The 18,579-nt window shown below is 74.8% G+C and carries 16 protein-coding genes and 1 pseudogene; 13 read left to right on the forward strand and 4 right to left on the reverse strand.

Going from position 1 to position 18,579, the window contains the following annotated elements; all coding sequences use genetic code 11:
- On the reverse strand, positions 1 to 394 hold a 394-nt coding region (locus AB0C21_RS03530), incomplete at its 3' end, for a hypothetical protein (protein ID WP_500202478.1).
- Positions 395 to 442: 48 nt separating this feature from the next.
- Between AB0C21_RS03530 and AB0C21_RS03535 the strand changes: the two genes are divergently transcribed.
- Genes AB0C21_RS03535 through AB0C21_RS03565 form a run of 7 tightly spaced genes read left to right on the forward strand, consistent with a single transcriptional unit; the run spans position 443 to position 8,991 of the window.
- Positions 443 to 1,690, forward strand: coding sequence for an O-antigen ligase family protein (locus AB0C21_RS03535; protein ID WP_500202479.1), 1,248 nt, complete (start codon positions 443 to 445; stop codon positions 1,688 to 1,690).
- A complete protein-coding gene (locus AB0C21_RS03540; protein ID WP_500202480.1) occupies positions 1,674 to 3,653 on the forward strand; it encodes a lipid II flippase MurJ in 1,980 nt (659 codons plus the stop codon). The genes AB0C21_RS03535 and AB0C21_RS03540 overlap by 17 nt, the downstream gene beginning before the upstream one ends.
- Positions 3,625 to 4,302, forward strand: coding sequence for a polysaccharide deacetylase family protein (locus AB0C21_RS03545; RefSeq protein WP_500202861.1), 678 nt, complete (start codon positions 3,625 to 3,627; stop codon positions 4,300 to 4,302). Before AB0C21_RS03540 ends, AB0C21_RS03545 begins: the two co-directional genes overlap by 29 nt.
- On the forward strand, positions 4,299 to 5,507 hold the full coding sequence (locus AB0C21_RS03550; RefSeq protein WP_500202481.1) for a glycosyltransferase: 1,209 nt from the start codon (positions 4,299 to 4,301) through the stop codon (positions 5,505 to 5,507). Before AB0C21_RS03545 ends, AB0C21_RS03550 begins: the two co-directional genes overlap by 4 nt.
- Positions 5,494 to 6,216, forward strand: coding sequence for a hypothetical protein (locus AB0C21_RS03555; protein WP_500202482.1), 723 nt, complete (start codon positions 5,494 to 5,496; stop codon positions 6,214 to 6,216). The genes AB0C21_RS03550 and AB0C21_RS03555 overlap by 14 nt, the downstream gene beginning before the upstream one ends.
- The gene (locus tag AB0C21_RS03560) at positions 6,213 to 7,436 is read left to right on the forward strand and encodes a GNAT family N-acetyltransferase (RefSeq protein ID WP_500202483.1); all 1,224 of its coding nucleotides are present in this window, start codon (positions 6,213 to 6,215) and stop codon (positions 7,434 to 7,436) included. The genes AB0C21_RS03555 and AB0C21_RS03560 overlap by 4 nt, the downstream gene beginning before the upstream one ends.
- On the forward strand, positions 7,429 to 8,991 hold the full coding sequence (locus AB0C21_RS03565) for a glycosyltransferase (protein ID WP_500202484.1): 1,563 nt from the start codon (positions 7,429 to 7,431) through the stop codon (positions 8,989 to 8,991). Before AB0C21_RS03560 ends, AB0C21_RS03565 begins: the two co-directional genes overlap by 8 nt.
- Before the next feature lie 287 nt (positions 8,992 to 9,278).
- Here the strand turns inward: AB0C21_RS03565 and AB0C21_RS03570 are convergent.
- Positions 9,279 to 9,374 (reverse strand): annotated as a pseudogene (locus tag AB0C21_RS03570) (hypothetical protein); the annotation flags it as partial.
- Between AB0C21_RS03570 and AB0C21_RS03575 the strand changes: the two are divergent.
- The 3 genes from AB0C21_RS03575 to AB0C21_RS03585 all read left to right on the forward strand — a co-directional run bounded on the left by AB0C21_RS03575 (position 9,373) and on the right by AB0C21_RS03585 (position 13,520).
- A complete protein-coding gene (locus AB0C21_RS03575) occupies positions 9,373 to 9,525 on the forward strand; it encodes a hypothetical protein (protein ID WP_200842022.1) in 153 nt (50 codons plus the stop codon). The pseudogene AB0C21_RS03570 and the gene AB0C21_RS03575 overlap by 2 nt on opposite strands.
- Positions 9,526 to 10,110: 585 nt before the next feature.
- The gene (locus AB0C21_RS03580) at positions 10,111 to 12,243 is read left to right on the forward strand and encodes a carboxylate--amine ligase (protein WP_500202485.1); all 2,133 of its coding nucleotides are present in this window, start codon (positions 10,111 to 10,113) and stop codon (positions 12,241 to 12,243) included.
- 26 nt (positions 12,244 to 12,269) lie between these two features.
- On the forward strand, positions 12,270 to 13,520 hold the full coding sequence (locus AB0C21_RS03585) for an NAD(P)-binding domain-containing protein (RefSeq protein ID WP_500202487.1): 1,251 nt from the start codon (positions 12,270 to 12,272) through the stop codon (positions 13,518 to 13,520).
- 75 nt (positions 13,521 to 13,595) lie between these two features.
- On the opposite strand, the gene AB0C21_RS03590 is transcribed toward AB0C21_RS03585, so the two are convergent.
- Entirely contained in the window at positions 13,596 to 13,847 is a 252-nt protein-coding gene (locus AB0C21_RS03590) for a hypothetical protein (RefSeq protein WP_500202488.1), read from the reverse strand.
- A 377-nt stretch (positions 13,848 to 14,224) separates the two neighbouring features.
- Here AB0C21_RS03590 and AB0C21_RS03595 point away from each other — a divergent pair, with 377 nt between their 5' ends.
- The 3 genes from AB0C21_RS03595 to AB0C21_RS03605 all read left to right on the forward strand — a co-directional run bounded on the left by AB0C21_RS03595 (position 14,225) and on the right by AB0C21_RS03605 (position 17,235).
- Positions 14,225 to 15,145, forward strand: a complete 921-nt coding sequence (locus AB0C21_RS03595; RefSeq protein WP_500202489.1) for a hypothetical protein — start codon at positions 14,225 to 14,227, stop codon at positions 15,143 to 15,145.
- A gap of 231 nt (positions 15,146 to 15,376) precedes the next feature.
- Complete coding sequence (locus AB0C21_RS03600) at positions 15,377 to 16,414, forward strand: chaplin family protein (protein ID WP_500202490.1); 1,038 nt, start codon at positions 15,377 to 15,379, stop codon at positions 16,412 to 16,414.
- Between the two features lie 245 nt (positions 16,415 to 16,659).
- Positions 16,660 to 17,235 (forward strand): class E sortase, encoded by a 576-nt coding sequence (locus AB0C21_RS03605; RefSeq protein WP_500202491.1) that lies wholly within the window; start codon positions 16,660 to 16,662, stop codon positions 17,233 to 17,235.
- 56 nt (positions 17,236 to 17,291) lie between these two features.
- Here the strand turns inward: AB0C21_RS03605 and AB0C21_RS03610 are convergent, their stop codons facing one another.
- Entirely contained in the window at positions 17,292 to 18,299 is a 1,008-nt protein-coding gene (locus AB0C21_RS03610; protein ID WP_500202492.1) for a matrixin family metalloprotease, read from the reverse strand.
- Between the last annotated feature and the right edge of the window lie 280 nt (positions 18,300 to 18,579).

Consider the following 18,579-nt stretch of genomic DNA (forward strand, 5'->3'; position numbering starts at 1 on the left):
GGCAGGTGCCGAGCAGGCCGCGGGTGCCGAGCAGGCCGCGGGTGCCGAGCGGACGGTAGGTGGCGAGCGGACGGCAGGTGCCGAGCAGGCCGCGGGTGCCGAGCAGGCCGCGGGTGCCGAGCGGACGGTAGGTGGCGAGCGGACGGCAGGTGCCGAGCAGGCCGCGGGGGTCGAGCAGGCCACGGGGGTCGAGCAGGCCGCGGGGGGCGTGCAGGCCGCGGGCGCCGAGCAGGGCGCGGATGCCGAGGAGGCCGCGGGTGCCGGCCGGGGCGCGGGTGCCGGCCAGGCCGCGGAGGCTGCACGGGGTGCGGTTGCCGCGCAGACGGCGGGCGGTCCGCGCACCGCCGGCGCGGAGCGGACCGCCGGTGCTCCGCCCGCCGCTGCCGCGCTGCATCTCGCGAGGCGGCTGCCGAGGCGCCCGAGCCTGCTGATCGCGGCGACCGTGGCCTGCGTCGGGATCCCGCCCGGCGCGCAGCCGTTCGGCGCCGGCGCGCAGGTCACGCTCGGGGACGTCGCCGGCGCCGTGCTCGTGCTCGTCGCGGCGGGGATGCTGGCCACAGGCCGGGCGCGACTGCCCGGCCGGGCGGCGCTGGCGGTCGGGCCGCTGATCGCGGCGCTCGGGATCAGCACCGTGCACTCGGCCGACATCGGCACGAGCCTCGTCGGGTTCGTCCGCGACCTCCAGGTCTTCGTGCTGGTGCCGCTCGCCGTGGTCGTGCTGGTCCGCGACCGGCGCGACCTCGGCGTCGTCTGCTGGTCGGTGCTCGGCCTCGGCCTCGTGGAGGCGGTGTACGGGATCTGGCAGGCGCTCACCGGGAACGGCGCCTCGATGGGCGGCCAGAACATCCGCGCGGTCGGCACCTTCGGCGCGCTCGACGTGATGGCCATGTCGATCGTCGTCGGGTTCGCGTTCCTGGTGCTCACCGCGTTCGCGCTGACGGCGCCCCGGCACGGTCCCGCGGCCGTGCCGTCCGCGCTCGCCGGGATCGCGGTGCTGGCCGCCGCGCTGGCGTTCGCGCTCAGCCGCGGAACGTGGATCGCGCTCGGCGCCGCCGCCGTCCTGGTCCTGGTCCTCTTCGACCGGTGGACGGCCGTCAAGGTGCTGACCTGCTGCGGGGCTCTGATGCTCGTCCTGCTCGGCGCGGGGGGCGGCGGTTCGCAGGCGGTCGTCGAGCGCGCCAAGTCGACGGTCGGCTCGGTCAGCGACCCGGACCAGTCCGTGGACGACCGCTACAACCTGTGGGCGGCGGCCGTCCGGATCTGGGAGGACCACCCGGTCGCCGGCGTCGGCGTGAAGAACTTCCCGGCCTACCGCGACACCTACGCCACGATCGAGCTGTCGTCCGGCAGCGAGACCGACGACCCCGTCAACGGCTACGTCCGGCAGCCGCTCCTGTCGCCGCACAACGAGTACCTGCTGTTCCTGTCCGAGCAGGGCGTGGTGGGGCTCGCCGGGTTCGCCGTGCTGCTCGCCATGATCGTCGCCGGGCTGTGGACGCGCCGCGACGTCCGCGACCCGTTCTGGCTCGCGAGCGTCGCGCTCATGGCCTTCCTGCTGGTCAACTTCCTCTACGCGGACCTCGGAGGACCGACATGCGCCCTCGTCGGCGTCATCCTCGGCTTCACCGCGGCCTGCGCACTCGGAACGGTCGACCTCTCCGGTGGGAGGCTCCATGACCGGACGCGGTGAGGGCGGCCCTCAACCTGAGCGGCCCGCAGGCGGCCAGTCCGTCGCGGGTTCCGTGGGGCGGGCCGCGGCGGTGTCGGGGGTGCTCATCGCGGCCGGGACGGGGCTCGGATTCCTGCGCGACCTCGTGATGGCGGACCTGTTCGGCGCCAGCGGCAGCACCGACGCGTTCCTCGTCGCCTGGACGATCCCCGAGACCGTCTCGCCGCTGCTGATCGAGGACGCCATGGCGCTGCTCATGGTCCCGGTCGTCACGCGGCTGCTCGCCCGAGGGGACGGCCTGCGACCTCTCGTCGGCACGACGCTGCCCCGCATGGTGCTCGGCCTGTCGGTGGTCACCGGTGCGCTCGCCGTCGCGGCGCCCGCCGTGGTGGACGTCCTCGCGCCCGGGCTGGCCGAGCAGGGACCCGCCGTCCGGTGCGTCCGGCTGACGGCGGTCACCGTCGTGACGTTCGGCCTCGCGGGCTTCATGAGCGCGACGCTGCGCGCCCACCACAGGTTCGGGCCGCCCGCCGCCATCTACCTCGCCTACAACACCGGCATCCTCGCGCTGATCGCGGGCCTGTCCGGCGCCGTCGGCATCACCAGCGCGGCGATCGGCGTCGCCTGCGGCAGCGTCCTGATGGTCGCGGTGCAGGCCCCGGCGTTCGTCCGCTGCCTTCGGGAAGCGTCCGGGGGACGGGACGCGGCGCCGTCGGGGAGCGTGGACGTGCGGCTCGGCCTCGCGGCCATCGCCCCGATCGTCGTCTACACGGTCACGCGGCAGTCGCAGGTGTTCGTGGAGCGCTTCCTCGGGGCCGGGCTCGCCGCCGGGTCGATCTCGCACCTGAACTACGCGCAGAAGGTCGCGCAGGTGCCGATGGTCCTGTCGCTGCTGATCGTGACGGTGACGTTCCCGAGGCTCGCGCGCGCGTCGGCGGACGGGGACACCGCGCAGGTCGCCCGCCGCATCCGGCAGGACCTGGCCGTCGCGAGCGCGATGGTGCTGGCCGCGACCGCGTTCCTCGTGGCGCTCGCGCCGGCCGTCATCCGGGTGCTGTTCGAGCGCGGCGAGTTCACGTCCGCGGACACCGCGAGCACCGCGGCCATCCTGCGCGTGTACGCGCTCGGCCTGTGGGGGCAGACGGCGGTCGGCCTCGCCGCCCGCGCGTTCTTCGCGCGCAGGCGGCCGACCTGGAGCCCGGCGGCCGTGCTCGGCGCGGGACTGGCCGTCACGGCGGCGATCGGCGCCGCGTTCGCCGCGTCCGCCGGCACGCTCGCGCTGGCCGCCGCGAACGCCACCGGGATCACCCTCGCCGCCGTCCTGCTCCTCGCCGGGCTGCGGCGCGGGGTCGCGCCGATCCCGCTGCGCCGGATCGCCGCCGACGTGGCCGGGCTCGGGCTCGCCGCCGCGGCGGCCTGCGCGGCGGGCCTGCTCGCCGCCGCGACCGTGGACGCGCCGCCGATCGCCGACCTGGCGGCAGGCGGGCTCGCGGTGGCCGCCGCCTTCGCCGCCCTCGCCGTCCTGGCGGTACCCGGCCTCGTCGCCCCATGGACCGCCTCGCAGTTCCGCATCGCCTCAAGAGTTCGGATCGCCTCAAGAGTTCGGATCGCCTCAAGAGTTCGGATCGCCTCAAGAGTTCGGATCGCCTCAAGAGTTCGGATCGCCTTAGGGCCGCTCGGCGCGCTCGGGGCGCGCCTTCGGCGCGGTCGCATCGGATCGGGGGAGAGCAGTGAGCAAGCCGACAGAACCGACTTCTCTCACGGGGCCGGGAAGCCTGACGGAGCCGGAGAGCCTGCCGGAAACGGGAAGCCTGACGGAATCGGGAAGCATGCCCGAGCCGGGGAGCGCGCCCGGGCCGGTGAGCCTGACGGAGCCGCCGAGTCCGGCCGGACCGGGGCGTCCGCCGAGGCCGGCGCGGACGGGACAGACCGTCCGGCACGCGCCGCCGGTGCTGATGTACCACTCGGTCGACCACTTCGATGAGGACCCGCACCTGGTGACGGTGTCGCTCGCGCGGTTCGGGCGGCAGATGGCGTGGCTGCGGGCGCACGGCCTGCGCGGCGTCTCCATGCGCGAACTGCTGGAGGCGCACGCAGCCGGCCGGTCGCGCGGCCTGGTCGGGCTCACCTTCGACGACGGGTACGCCGACTTCGCGACCCGGGCCGTCCCGGCGCTGGTGCGGTACGGGTTCGGCGCGACGGTGTTCGTCGTGACCGGGCGGATCGGCACCTACAACGCGTGGGACGACGGTCCGCGCAAGCCGCTCATGACGGCCGAGCAGATCCGTGCCGTGGCGGGCGTCGGCGTGGAGATCGCCTCGCACGGCCGCCACCACGTCTCGCTTCCCGAAGCGGACGGCACCGAACTGCGCGAGGAACTGGAGGAGAGCCGCGCGGTCCTGGAGGACCTCGTCGAGGCCCCGGTCACCGGCTTCGCCTACCCGTACGGGCACGCCACCGCCCGCGAGGTCGAGGCCGTGCGCGCCGCCGGGTACGACTACGCGTGCGACATCCGGCCCGAGGAGCCGGGACGGCACGCGCTGCCGCGCACCTACGTCGGCGACCGGGACGGCCCGCTGCGGCTGCGCGCCAAGCTCGTCCTCCACGAGCTGCGGCGGAGGGGCCGCGTGTGACCCGGGTCCTGCACGTCATCACCGGGCTGGATTACGGCGGCGCGGAACGCCAGCTCGCGGCGCTGCTGCGCCACCTGCCGGTGTCCTGCGAGGTCGCGACCCTCACCCGGGCCGGGGCCGTCGGCGCGGAGATCCGCCGCTCGGGCGTGCCCGTCCACGAGATCGGGATGCGCGGCAACCGGGACCTCGGGGCGCTGCCGCGGCTGGTCCGGCTGATCCGCCGGGGACGGTACGACGTCGTCCACACCCATCTCTACCGGGCGTGCGTCTACGGCAGGATCGCCGCGCGCCTGGCCGGGATGAGCATGGCCGGGACGCCCCGCATCATCGCCACCGAGCACTCGCTCGGCGACGGCCGCATCGAAGGACGGGCCACCACGCGCGGTGTCCAGGCCCTGTACCGGGCGACCGAGCGGCTGGGCTCCGCGACCGTCGCGGTGTCGCCCGCCGTGGCCGCCCGGCTGTGCGCCTGGGGCGTGCGGCCCGGCCGGATCGTCGTGATCCCGAACGGCGTCGACGCCGCCGCGTTCGCGTTCGACCCCGCCCGGCGCGCCGCGGTGCGCCGCCGCTTCGGGATCGGCCCGGACGAGCCCGTCGTCGGCGGCGTCGGGCGGCTCGTCCCGGGCAAGCGGTTCGACCTGCTGATCGAGGCCGTCGCGAGGTTGAACGGCGCTCGGATGGACGGTGCTCGGATGGACGGCGCTCGGATGGACGGCGCGGGATCGGACGGCGTCCGGCTGCTGCTGGTCGGCGCGGGCCCGCTGCGGGAGGAGCTCGCCCGGTCGGCGCGCGACCTCGGCATCGCCGAGCGCGTCGTCTTCGCCGGGGCGACGGCGGACGTCGCGGGCGCCCTCGCCGCCATGGACGTGCTCGCCGCGCCGTCCGTCCAGGAGACGTTCGGGCTCGGCGTCCTGGAGGGGCTGGCCGCCGGGCTGCCCGTCCGCTACACCGCGTGCCCGGCCATCGACGCCCTCCCGCCCGCCGACGCCCCCGACGCCCGCCGCCTCCCCTCCGACCCCGGGATCTGGAGCGCCGAACTCGGGCGCGTCCTGCGCGCACCCCGCGACCGTACGCGGGTGCCGCCGGCCGTCGCCCGCTACGCCATCGCCGAGCAGGCCGCCGAGCTCGCCCGGCTCTACCGCCCCGAGCGGTTGGACCGCGGGGCCGCACCGACACGAGAAAGGGCTCAAGATGCAGCGACGTGACGCCAGGAGGAGGCCGCCGAGGCCGACCAGGCGGGCGGGCCGGTCCACCCCGGCCACGCGGCGGCTGCGCGGGCGGATCGCCGCGGCGGCGCGGCGCTTCGGCCTGCCCGTCGCCCTCGTGCTCGCCGGGTTGCTCGGCGGGCTCGGGTACGCCGTGTTCGCGCCCACCACCTACACCGCGACGGCGTTCGTCATGGTCGTGGACGACGGGGAGGGCCAGTCCGGCCCGGCCGCGGTCAGCTTCGCGCAGGCGTTCGGGCGGCTCGCGCCGCTCCCGGAGACCCTCGCCTACTCCTCGCTCCCGCTGCCGGACGCGGGCGGGTCGACCCGCGCGCACATCCAGGCGTCCACCTCGCCGGACACGCCGCTGATCAAGCTCGCGGGCGTCGGCGGGACGGCCCGCGAGGCCGCCGCGTTCGCCAACGCCGCGGCCGACGCGCTCGTCCGGTACGGGACGTCCCACCGCACCGACACCGGCGTCCGCGTCGCGCTGATGACGCTCGCCGAGCCGCCCGTCGAACCGTCGTCGCCGAACCTGCCGCTCGGCGTCGCCGTCGGAACCGCGTCGGGGGTCCTGCTCGCCGGGCTCACCGCAGCCGTCATGAGCGGGCGGCGCGGACGCCCCGGCCGCAGGGAGAAGGGCCGCGCCACCACCACCGCCGCCCTCCCCGACCCCGTCCCCGCCGGCCGGGTGGAGGTGGGCCCGTGACCGTGACCGCGCCCTCGCGGCTCGCCGCCTCGTCCTGGAGCGCCTCCACCGAGTGGTCGGCCGAGGTGCACCGCCACGAGCAGGCCCTCGTCGCGCTGGCGGACGACCTGCGCGACCTATACGACCGGAGCCCGTCCGCAACGCCCTTCCAGACCTGCGAGTGGATCAGGGCGTGGTGGGGCTGGTACGGGACGCGCGGGCGGCTCCGCCTCGTCACGGTCCGGTACCGCGGCCGGCTCGTCGCGGCGGCACCGCTGGCGGCGGGCGCCCGGCACGGGTTCCCGGTGCTCGTCCCGATCGCCGCGGACCAGAGCGACTTCACCGACTTCCTCCTCGACCCCGTCCACGCGGACGGCGCCGTCCGGCACCTCGTCCGGGCCCTGCTGGACGAGCGCGGATGGTGCGCGCTCGACCTGCGGGAGGTCCGCCCCGGCTCGGCGGCGCACCTGGTGGCGGCGCAATGGCCGCGCCGGGCGTGGCGGACGCCGTCCTCGGTCTGCCTCGAACTGTCGACGGCCGGCGCCGGCGGGGGCGTCGGCGGGGGTATCGACGCCGTCCTGGACGGGCTCCCGGGCCGCACCGCCGGGAAGATGCGCGCGAAGCTCCGCAAGATCGACATCCGGGGCATCACGGCCGAGCATGTCCCCGCGGACCAGGTCCCGGACGCCGTCCACGCGCTGCTCGACCTGCACGCCCGGCAGTGGCGGGGCCGCCCGATCAACCCCGAGCACACCCGCGAGCGGTTCCGCCGCCACCTCGCCGAGGCCGCCGCCGGGATGGTCCGCGACGGGCGCGCCGCCGTCGTGCAGTACCGGTGGGACGGCCGGCTGGTCGCCAGCGACCTCGTCCTGATCGGCCATCGCCACGTCGGCGCCTACCTGTACGGGGCGCTCCCGGACCTGCGGTCCTGCGTGGACGTCTCCCTGATGATGCTGCGCGAGAACCTCGCCCTCGCCCGGGACCGGCGGCGGCAGGGCGTCAGCCTCCTGCGCGGCGACGAGCCGTACAAGCTGAAATGGCGGCCGACGCCCGTCCGGAACGAGCGGATCATCCTCGGGCGGTCCGCCCCGGCCGCCGCGTACGCCGGCCTTGCCCGGACCCGCGGGTACCTGGCGGAGCGGCGGCGCGGGGGGACGGGAGCGCGCGGCCTCGCCGGCGCCCCCGGCCGCGCCGGGACCCGCGGCCGGGCCGAGGGCTCGCCCTGGCTCCTCCATGACTGACCCGCGGGACACTGACCCGCGGGATGCTGGCCCGCGGGTTACTGGCCCGCGGGTTACTGGCCCGCGGGACACTGGCCCGCTGCGGATCCTGCACGTCAGCCAGCCGAACGCGGGCGGGGTCGCCGTCTACGTCGGGCAGGCGGCGGGCGACCAGCGCCGGCGCGGCTGGGAGGTGGCGGTCGCCTGCCCGCCGGGCGGCGACCTGCCCGAGCGGTGCATGGCGGCGGGGGTGCCCTGGCTCAGCTGGAACGCCGGGCGCGCCCCGGGACCCCGCACGGTCCTGGAGGCGCTCAGCCTGCGCCGCCTGGTGAAGGGCTTCGCGCCGGACGTCGTCCACCTGCACTCCTCGAAGGCGGGCCTCGCCGGGCGGCTGCTGCGCCGCCCCCTCGGCACGCCGACGATCTTCCAGCCGCACGGCTGGTCGTGGCTCGCCGCCACCGGGCGGCAGGACGCCCTCAGCCGCCTGTGGGAGCGCCTCGGCGCCCGGTGGAGCGACGCCCTGGTCTGCGTCGGCATCGGCGAGCTGCGCGAGGGGATGCGGGCGGGCGTGCGCGGCCCGTACCGGCTCGTCCGCAACGGCGTCGACCGGCGCCGGTTCAGGCCCGCCGACGGCGCCGCCCGCCTCGCCGCCCGCATCCGGCTCGGCCTGCCGCCCGCCGCGCCGCTCGCGGTCTGCATCGGGCGGCTGACCCGGCAGAAGGGGCAGGACGTCCTGGTCGCGGCGTGGCCCGGCGTCACCGCGCGCTGCCCGGCCGCCCGGCTCGCCGTCGTCGGGGACGGCGAGGACCTGGAGCGGCTGCGCCGCGAGCGCGTGGCCGGGGTCCGGTTCGTCCCGGCCGTGGAGGACCCGCGCGACTGGCTCTCGGCGTCCGACCTCGTCGTCCTGCCGTCCCGGTGGGAGGGGCTGCCGCTGACCGCGCTGGAGGCGCTCGCCACCGGGCGGCCCCTCGTCGGGACGGACATCCCGGGCATCACCGAGGTGGTCCGTCCGGGGCTGGGGGCGCTGGTGCCCGCGGACGACCCCGCCGCGCTCGCGGAGGAGATGGCCGGGCGGCTGCTGTTCCCCGAGATCGCCGAGCGGGAGGGGCGCGCGGCGTCCGCCGCGTCCGCCGCCTACGACATCGGCCGGACGGTGGCCCTCCTCGCGGCCGTCACCCGCGACGTGGCCGGGCTCGGAGAGACCCCGGCGGAGGCCCTGGTGGACGCGGCCCTGGTGGACGCGGCCCTGGTGGACGCGCGCGCTGTGGCGGGCGGCCCCTTCCACGGCGGTCTGCGCGGCTTCGCCGGCTTGGCGGACGGCCTGGAAGGCGGCTTGACCGAGGGCTTGGACGGCGGCTTGGACGGCGGCCTGGCCGGCGGTTTGGCGGACGGTTCGACGGCCGGCTTGACGGGGGGCGCCTCGGGCGAGGGCACCGGAGGCGCGGACGGTGCGGAGCTCGGAGCGGTCGAGGCGGCCGGGGCGGAAGTGGCCGGGGCGGAGGTGGCCGGGGTGGGGGTGAACGGCCCGCTGCCCGAGGGCGGCGGGGCGGTCACGCCGCCGAACAGCTCCCGGTAGGCGGCGGAGGAGCGCGGGTTGCCGCCGCACGACCAGACCCCGTGCGGGCAGTAGTCCGTGATCGTCTGATAGACGACGTCGTGCGACGTGATCCAGTCGTGCATTCCCCGAATGAAGGCGGGGTTGTCAGAATTGCGAAAGAGGCCCCATTCCGGAAATGAGATCCGCTTCCCGTGCGCGGCCGCGAACTCCGCCTGCCGGCGCAGCCCGTACGGCTCGTCCACGTAATCCTGGAACGACTTTCCTTGGGGTTGGTCGTAACTGTCCGATCCGATGATGTCGACGACGTCGTCACCCGGATAGCAGTCCGTCCACGGGATCGCGTCCCGCCCCCGCGCCGGCGCGAAATCGAAGCGGAACCGCGCGCCGGGAACCGCGCGCATGGCGCCGACGATCCTCCTCCAGTACTCCTTCCACGCGGACGGATCCGGGGCGCACCGCCCGGAGTACGAATCGCCGTTCATCTCCCAGCCGAGGACGATGACCGAGTCTCCCGCGTGCAGGGAGACGAGCCGCTCGGCGAGCGTCCGGTAGTGGTGGTCGAACGTGCCCGCCGCGCCGCCGCGCAGCAGGCCGGCCAGCGCCTCGGCCGGGAGCCAGCCCTCGTTCGGGGCCATCATCGGGACGTTGACGACCAGCATGCGGCGCTGGTCGGCGGCCTTCCAGTGCGCCCACGGCTCCAGGATCCGCTGCGGTCCCTCGATGTCCTCCCACCGGTGGCCCGGCAGGTACGTGCGCCCGACCGTCACCGTCGAGCCGAGCCAGCGCTCGAAGCGGGCCACCCGGTCCACTCCCTCCGGGCCCGAACCGAGAAACGCCCCCAGCGGCACGTGGGCCGTCCATCGGTGGACCGCCCGCGGCTGCTGCCATGTCGACAGCGCCGACACCATCAACGCGAACAAAACCACGGATGCGGCCAGAATAGGAGGGAGTGGACACCAGAACGGCGGCCTTTTCCGCCGGGGCTCGAACGGCCGTCCCGTTGAATGGATATCCGCTGCTCGCATGCGTATCGTATTCCCTCGGGAGCCCGCCGCGAAAAAGCCGGTCGGGCGGAACACGCGAAAATTTACGGAAGGGATGCCGTGCGCTGTGATAAGAGGGAATGGGGCTGAGCTAATGTTCTTCGGCGCCCCGCCGCGAACAGCCAGGCCCCGCACCGCGCGTCCCGACACCGTGCGCCTCGACACCGTGCGCCTCGACCCGGGCCTTCCCGCCCTGCTGCTGCGCACCGACCGCAACCTCTTCCACCACGGGACGCTCGCGGTGATCCGCAGCCTCGGCCGGGGCGGCGTCCCCGTGCACGCCGTCCTGGAGGGGCGCGCCAACCCGTCGTCCCGCTCCCGCTACCTGTTCCGGGGGCACCCCTGGGGGCCGCCCGTCGAGCGGCCGGACGACCTGCTGGCCCACCTGCGGGCCATCGGCGAGCGGATCGGCCGCCCCGCGCTGCTCGTCCCCATGGACGACGCGGGGGCGATCTTCGCCGCCGAGCACGCGGACGGGCTGGACGCCCACTTCGTCTTCCCCCGCCAGGATCCCGCCGCCCCTCGCGGCGTCGCCGACAAGGCACGGCTGCTGGAGGCGTGCCGGCGGCACGGCGTCCCGTGCCCGCCGAGCCTGCTGCCGGAGTCGGCCGCCGACGTCGACGAGGCCGCCGCCGCGTTCGGGCTGCCGCTGATCGCCAAGTGGGCGCGCCCCTGGCGGCTGCGCCCCGGCATGCGCAGCACCACGCTGGTGCCCACCCTCGGCGAACTGCACCGCCTGTTCGCCGCCACCCGCGACCGCATCCCGGGCAGGGACGCGGCCGAGGGCCCGAACGGCGGAGCGGGCCCGCTGATCCTGCAGCGGCGCATCCCGCCCGCCGGCGGCGACTGGTTCTTCCAGGGCTACTTCGACGAGAACGGCGACTGCCTGTTCGGCGGGGTCGGGCGCAAGCACCTCGCCCACCCTCCGCAGGCCGGGCACACGGTCGCGGGGGAGTGGGTGGAGAGCCCCGACCTCGAACGCCTCTCGGTCCGGATCGTCCGGCTGCTCGGCTGCCGCGGCCTCGTCGACCTCGACTTCCGGCTCGACGCGCGCACCGGCGAGTACCACCTGCTGGACTTCAACCCCCGGATCGGGGCGCAGTTCCGCCTGTTCACCGACCTGGACGGCCTCGACCTCGCCCGCGCCATGCACCTGCACCAGTCAGGCCGCCCCGTCCCCCCTCCGCGCCCCGCACACGGCCGCAACCTGCTAGTCGAAAACCACTACCTCGCCCACTCGACCCGCCGCCCACGCCCCGAACCCCCGCCGAGCCTTGGGGTGCCGCCGGGCCCTGAAGCGCCAGGGGGCCTTGAAACACCGGCGAGCGCTGCGACACCGGCGAGCGCTGCGACACCGGCGGGCGCTGCGACACCGGCGGGCGCTGCGACACCGGCGGGCGCTGTAACACCGGCGGGCGCTGTAACACCGGCGGGCGCTGTAACACCGGCGAGTGCTGCGACACCGGCGAGCGCTGTAACACCGGCGAGTGCTGCGACACCGGCGGGCGCTGCGACACCGGCGAGCCTTGTAACACCGGCAAGCGCTGCAGCACCGGCGGGCGCTGCAGCACCGGCGGGCGCTGCGGCACCGGCGAGCCTTGGAACACCGTCGAGCCCCGGAGTCTCGTCGAGCCCCGGAGGACAGGCGGGCCCCGGAGGACAGGCGGGCCATGTAACACCGGCAAGCGCTGCAGCACCGGCGGGCGCTGCGGCACCGGCGGGCGCTGCGGCACCGGCGAGCCTTGGAACACCGCTGAGCCCCGGAGTCTCGTCGAGCCCCGGAGGACAGGCGGGCCCCGGAGGACAGGCGGGCCATGTAACTCCGGCGAGCCCCGGAACGCCGCCGAGCCCCGGAGAACCAGCGGGTCGCGTAACACCGGCGAGCTTTGAAACACCGGCAAGCACAGAGGCAACGAGCCTTCGAATACCACCGAGTCCCGGAGCTTCGGAGAGTCCTGGAGTTGCAGCGAGTTCTGGAACGGCGGCGAGTCCTGGAACGGCGGTGAGCTCTGAAGCGCCGCCCCGTTCTGGAGCGCAGTCGCATGCCGGGGCGGAGGCGTCTGTCGGGAGCGGGGCGCGGGGGCGGCTTTGGTCGTTGCGGGAGGCCCTCCGGCCGCTGCGGGAGGCCGACGAGTTCGCCTGGTTCGCCGGTGACGACCTGCCGCCCTTCCTCGCCATGGGACGGCGCAGCGCGCTCCGCGCGGTCGAGCGGCTCCGCACCAGGTAACACACGAACACACGGGGGAATGGAACATGAGCGACTCGGCCAGCGACGTCGTCATCGCGGGCGCCGGGCCCTACGGCCTGTCGACCGCCGCCTACCTGCAGAACATCGGGCTCGGCGTCCGGGTCATCGGCGAGCCGATGCGGTTCTGGGACGAGAACATGCCGCTCGGCATGTACCTCAAGTCCGAGCCGGCCGCCTCCAGCCTCGGGGCGCCGCAGGCGGGCATGCGGTTCACCGACCGCCATCCGGGCTGGCGGGTCGGGCACCCGATCCCGCTGGAGACGTTCGTGGAGTACGGGCGCTGGTTCGCCGCCGAGGCCGTCTCGGGCACCGAGGACGCGCAGGTCGTGAACGTCGAGCAGCGGGGGGCGGGCGGCTACCGCGTCACGCTCTCGTCGGGCGAGACGATCGCGGCGCGCGCGGTGGTCGTGGCGGTCGGCGTCGGGCCGTTCGCGCACATCCCCGACCAGCTGGCGGGGATGCCGTCCTGGCTCGTCTCGCACAGCAGCGCCCACAGCGACCTCGGCCTGTTCGCGGGCAAGGAGGTCGCGGTCGTCGGCGCCGGTCAGTCCGCGCTGGAGACGGCGGTGCTGCTGGCCGACGCGGGAGCGCGGCCGCACCTGATCGCCCGGCGGCGCGTCCTGGACTGGAACACCGTCCCCGAGGAGAACCGGCCGCTGCGCTCCAGGCTGCTGGAGGGCCCGAGGTCCGGGCTCGGCACCGGCTACCGGACGTGGGTGTGGGCCGAGCGGCCGGGGCTCGTCCGGTACCTGCCGGAGCGGACCCGGCAGCGGATCGTCCGCGAGACGCTCCCGCCGGCGGGCGCCTGGTGGCTGCGCGACCGGCTCGACGAGCGCATCCGCGTCTCGACCGGCCGCCGCCTCGCCAAGGCCGTCGAGCAGGACGACGGCATCGCCCTCACCACGACCGACCACGACGGGCGCCGCCTCGTCACGGAGGTGGAGCACGTCATCGCCGCCACCGGGTTCGTCCCCGACCTGGAGCGGCTCGCCCTGCTCTCGCCGGAGCTGCGCGGCCGCATCGCGACCCGGCTCGGCGCGCCGGTGCTCAGCCGGGACTTCGAGGCCTCGACGCCCGGGCTCTACTTCGCCGGCCTCGCCGCCGCGTACACCTTCGGGCCGGTCATGCGGTTCGTGCACGGCGCCGACTTCGCCGCGCGGCGGATCGCGCACCACATCGTCCGGCGGACGCCGCGCGTGCGCGTCCCGGTGGGACGGCCGACAGGGCTGCTGGAGCCGGGCGCCTCCCAGCGGTAGAAGAATCCTCCTCCGGCCGGCGGGCACGCCCAGGGCGCCCGCCGGCTTTCGGTCTTCCGGAAACGGCCGGGCGCCCTACGTCCACGGCGGGCGCGCCCGGCGGCGGGCGCGTTCGGCCTTGGCGACGGCCACGGACCACTCCAGGCGCGAGTACAGCGTCCACGCGCCCGACCGGCCGCGCCGCTGCGGCGCGCTCTGACCGGTGGGAACGCCGGAGAGCAGGATGAGGTCGGCGTCGGCGCGGGTGACGAACCGGCGGGTCTCGCGGCGGGGGCGGTGGGACCGCGCGGGCAGCAGGCGCGCCATCGCGGACGAGGGATCGATCATCGCAGGCTCCTCGGTGGGGATGGTGCGGGAGTGACCGTCCGTTCACTGAATGTAGCGCACGGATACCGTCCACCATGCTTCTCCCGGACGTCCGGCGAGCGGGCGGGGCCCGGCGGTGCCGCCAGGGCACCGGATCCCCGAGGTGAGCGCCTGCGTCCCCACAAAAAGAAAGAGCCTGGCAAAACGAACGACAGGGTCCCGGAAACCGGCCGCGACAAAAGGCGGATCAATGCCAGAGTAAATGATGGGGAGACATGGCGGAAGCCGAAGCAATGGCTCCTTGATCGCCTCCATCGCGGTGCTACGTTCATGCCGTCCGGGACGCCCGGACCCAGAAAACCGGCCTGAACGGGTCGCGGCGACGAGGGGAAACGGCTGTGCATTCAGTGCCGATCCACCGCGGGGTCAATCGCCCGCAGGGTCGGCCGCGGCACGCCCTCCTTCCCTTTCTGGCGCGGCTGGCGGCCATCGCGGGCTTCGCGTTCGCCGGCTGGATCGCGCTCTCCGCGCTGACCCATTCCGCGTTCGCCGCCGAGCGTGCCGAGCAGACCGATCGACCCGCCGTCGGCCCCGACGCCCCGGGCCATGGCGCCCCGGGCCATGGCGCCCCGGACGTCACTCCCGGGCGGGTCCGGAACGTCGAAAGTCCGATCGGTGCCGTCTCCGGCGCCGTCTCCGGCGGTGTGGGGGAGATCGGCGGCCACCCCGTCCGGTACCTCCGGGCGCGGCAGCAGGACGTGCTCGACGGCAAGGACCGGGCCGTACGCCATGTGGTGAACGTGGTCGACGAGGCGGGCGTACCGCAGGTGGGCGGTCTTCTTCAGGGCCAACCCGTCCTCGCGGGCATCGTCCCCCCGGGGACGGAGCGGCAGCCCCTTCTGCACGGCGGTCTCCCGCCCGACGCCCAGCAGGCGCCCGAAGCGCAGCCGGGGCCCGAGGCTGCCCAGCCCGATGCCGAGCAGGCACGGGACAAGGCGGCGCACGCCGCGAAGGCGCACGCCCGGTACGCTCCCGTCCCGCTCACGGCGACCGCTGGCGTGCCGGCGCAAGAGCGCGCCGACCTCTGCCCCGGCTGCGGGGGCGACCACCGCACCCCGTCGCCCGACCCCGCGCTGCCGTCCGGTCCGGACGGTTCGCGCGGCGGCGGCTCGGCGGGCGGGCACCCGTTCGCCCCGGTCGCCGACCTGCTGAACAACCGGTACCCGGCGGCGCCGTCCGCCGCGGACACGGGGACCTTCCGCCGCACGGCGCTGAGCGACGTGGCCGCGCCCGGCGGCCCGGCCATCGTCCCCGACTAGACGCCCCCGCCCGGCCGTGAACGGCCGGCTTCCGGCGGCCGCGTGCGCGACGCACGCCGCCCGCCCTCATCTGGATCTTTCCGGAACCCGCAGATCTTTCCCGGAACGCAGATCTTTCCCGGAAGGCACGGCCGCGCATGGCCGCTGCCAGGGCTGCGCCCACCCGCACGGTGCCGCGCAGCGATCACCACCGATCAACGATTCGCAACGAACCGACAGGAGCAATACATCATGCGCATCTGGTCCAGGAACACCGGCCGCGCCGCCCTGGTGGCCGCGAGCGCCCTCGCCGTCGGAGCCGCCTTCACCACCTCGGTCCCGGCCCTCGCCGTCGAGGGCGCGTACGGCGGCGCACACGGCGGCTCGCACGACGTCCGCAGCGTCAACATGACGAGCACCGGCAACTTCGGGCTGCTGAACGGCAACCAGGTGTTCGCGCCGATCAGCATGCCGATCAACGTGTGCGGCAACGCCCTCGCGATCGGGGGGATCGCCCGCGCCAAGTGCAAGGGCGGCGCGTTCATCAAGGAGGGCGACCACAAGCACGGGCACAAGCACGGGCACAAGGAATGCCACGAGCACTGCAAGAAGCACGGCCACGGGCACAAGCACTGCAACAAGCACGGTCACGAGCACGGGTACAAGCACTGCCACGAGCACAAGCACTGCCACGAGCACGGGCACAAGCACTGCGACAAGCACGGGCACGGGCACGGCCATGGGCACGGCGACGTCCGCAGCGTGAACATGACCACCGCCGGCAACTTCGGGCTGCTGAACGGCAACCAGGTGTTCGCGCCGATCAGCATGCCGATCAACGCGTGCGGCAACGCCCTCTCCCTGTTCGGCTTCGCGGAGGCGGAGTGCAAGGGCGGGGCGGGCATCGTGAGGGAGCACGGGCACGAGGAGCACGGGCACAAGGGGCACCCGCGCTGCTGCCACGCTCCGAAGAAGAAGCCGTGCAAGCACAAGCACCGTCCGGCGGGCAAGCACAAGAAGCTGCCCTCGACGCTGCGCGCGGACGGCTCCCGCACGGCGAACGCCGCCCCGAACCAGCGCATCGCCGAAGCCGCTCCGAACCACCGCAGTGCGGGCACTGCTCCGAGCCAGCGCAGCGCGGCCCCTCTGCCCGCACTGAAGAGGCTCCTGAACAAGATCACGGGAGCCGTGAAGCTGCCCGGCGGGGAGGCGCAGCCCGGCCAGACCGGATCGACGGCGCCCGCGGGCCAGGACGCGCCCGCCACGCTCGGCTCTCAACCCACGCACTGAGCACGCGTCGGCCTGGGTGACGACCCGCGGCCGACGAGCAGCGGAGAAGGGGCGGCAGACGTGTCGCCCCTTCCCATGCCGGCACGACCCAACAGCCGGCACGACCCGGCAGCCGGCACGACCCCGGCAGCCGACATGCCCCGGTGCGACCCGACGCGGTGCCGGCGTGACCGCGATGGCGGCGCGGCCCTGGCGGCGGGACGGGCCTGATGCCGGGGGCGGTCTTGATTGATGGAGAGGGAATCATGCTCGACCGAAGGGCCTTGTGTGCGGCGGCCTTCGTCGCGTGCTGCGCCGTGCCTGTCATCGGCGTTTCCGGGGCGCATGCCGCTCCGGTGGCGGGCTCCGGCCGTGCGGCGGTCACCGGTTCGGCGGTGGTCGCTGCGGCGCGGCCGCGGGCCGGCGCGGTGATCGCGCAGATCCGGATCAGGCGGATGCGGCTGAAGACGAGCGTCAGGCAGGGCGTCGGCGCGGCGGTGCTGCGGCGCGGCGTCGGCCACTATCCGGGGACGGCGCTGCCCGGGCAGGAGGGCAACACCGTCCTGCTTGGCCACCGCACGACCTGGCTGCACCCGTTCAACCGGCTCGACAGGATGCGGCGCGGTGACCGGATCGTCCTGCGCGTGGGCCGCGCGTCCTACGTGTACAGGGTGCGGGCCAAGCGCGTCATCGACCCGAGGGACCGGCGGGCCCTGGAAGCGGTGCCGTTCAAGCGGGCCAGCGAGCCCCACGGCAAGTACGTCACGCTCATCACCTGCACGCCGAAGGGCTCGGACCGGCACCGCCTCGTCGTCGTCGGCAAGATCGACTCAGGGCGCTGACCTCCGCGGCGCGCCCGTCCGCGGCCGGAGGCCGGGCCGGCGCGCCGCCGCTCGGCTCAGCGCCTGCCGTAGAGCGCGATCAGCCCCTCGTAGTCGCCCTTGCCGAGGGTGGTGGGCCCGTCGTCGCAGGACCTGAGGAACGGCGTCATCGCGAGCCCGGCGTGCTCGGTGCCCTCGACGTGGGCGAGGCCGAAGACGTGGCCCGCCTCGTGGGTCGCGACCCCCTCGGCGGAGTAGTGTCCCGCCGGGCAGGTCCCGCCCGTCCACCACCGCTTGCCCTGCGCCTGGACCGCCATGTCCGTCTCGACCGTCGTCGGGCCGTTGAACCACGCGCAGGTCGCCGCGAGGACGGGGGTGTCCGCGTTCGGCATGGCCAGCCAGCCGAACGTGTTGACCCCGTCCCGGGTCCCGCAGGTGGCGCCGCCCGTCACGTTCGGGCGGCGGTTGGTCTCCCCCGCGTATCGCTCGGTCACGGCGGGCGGCGGCGTGAAGCGGCCCGCGCCCGTGCAGTCGGTCCGGGCGCCGGCCATGTTGGCGACGCCGTCGGCGATGGGCTTCCTCGGCAGCCTGGCCGCGCCCGCGTAGTAGTTCCACCGGACGGCGGTGCCCTTCGGCCACTTGCTGGGTTCGGGACGGTACGCGTCGTCCTTGCATCCGTCCGACGGCGCCCGGAACCGGCGGGGCCTGCCCGCCGGCTCCCGCCCGGCGTGCGTGCCGATGCTGATCTCACCCGCCCGGTCGTCCACCTCGATGCGCAGCTCGGCGCCGCCGTCGGTGCGCAGCGTGTGCGCCACCAGGGACGTCCCGTCGGACGGGACGACCGCCGCGAGCCCGTTCGCGCCGCGCACCGTCCGGCCGCGCAGGTCGCAGTCGGCGATCTTGATCTTCTGCGGCATGGTGCGGGCGGTCAGCATCCCGCCGGGCCTGCACCAGGTGGGCGGGCGCCGGACCGGCGCGGCCCCGGCCTCCGTGAACGACGTGCACGCCAGGACGGCGGACGCCGCGGCCGCAACCGCGACGGGCCCCGTCCATGGCCGCCGCACCGCTCGTGAAATGTCGCGCATATCGGTTCTCCGAATGTGTGGAAGCGTTGCTCGGAGTCTTCGCGCGGAGCGGGGTGATAAAAACCGCAATCGGATAAAATGATCACCATATCGACAAAGGCGTCATTCGGAAATTGGACGCTTGCGGATATATGCGGAGAAAGCGGGCTGCGAGGGGGCCGGCGTGCGGGGCAAGAACTTGGTAAATCGTCCCCCATAACTCTGCAAACACGTTTATAGCGACCCTATCCGGAAAAGCAGCAGGTAATGCGGCAACTTGGGATGAAATAGAACACTGCTA

This window comes from Spirillospora sp. NPDC049024 (assembly GCF_040649235.1).
Taxonomy (GTDB): domain Bacteria; phylum Actinomycetota; class Actinomycetes; order Streptosporangiales; family Streptosporangiaceae; genus Spirillospora.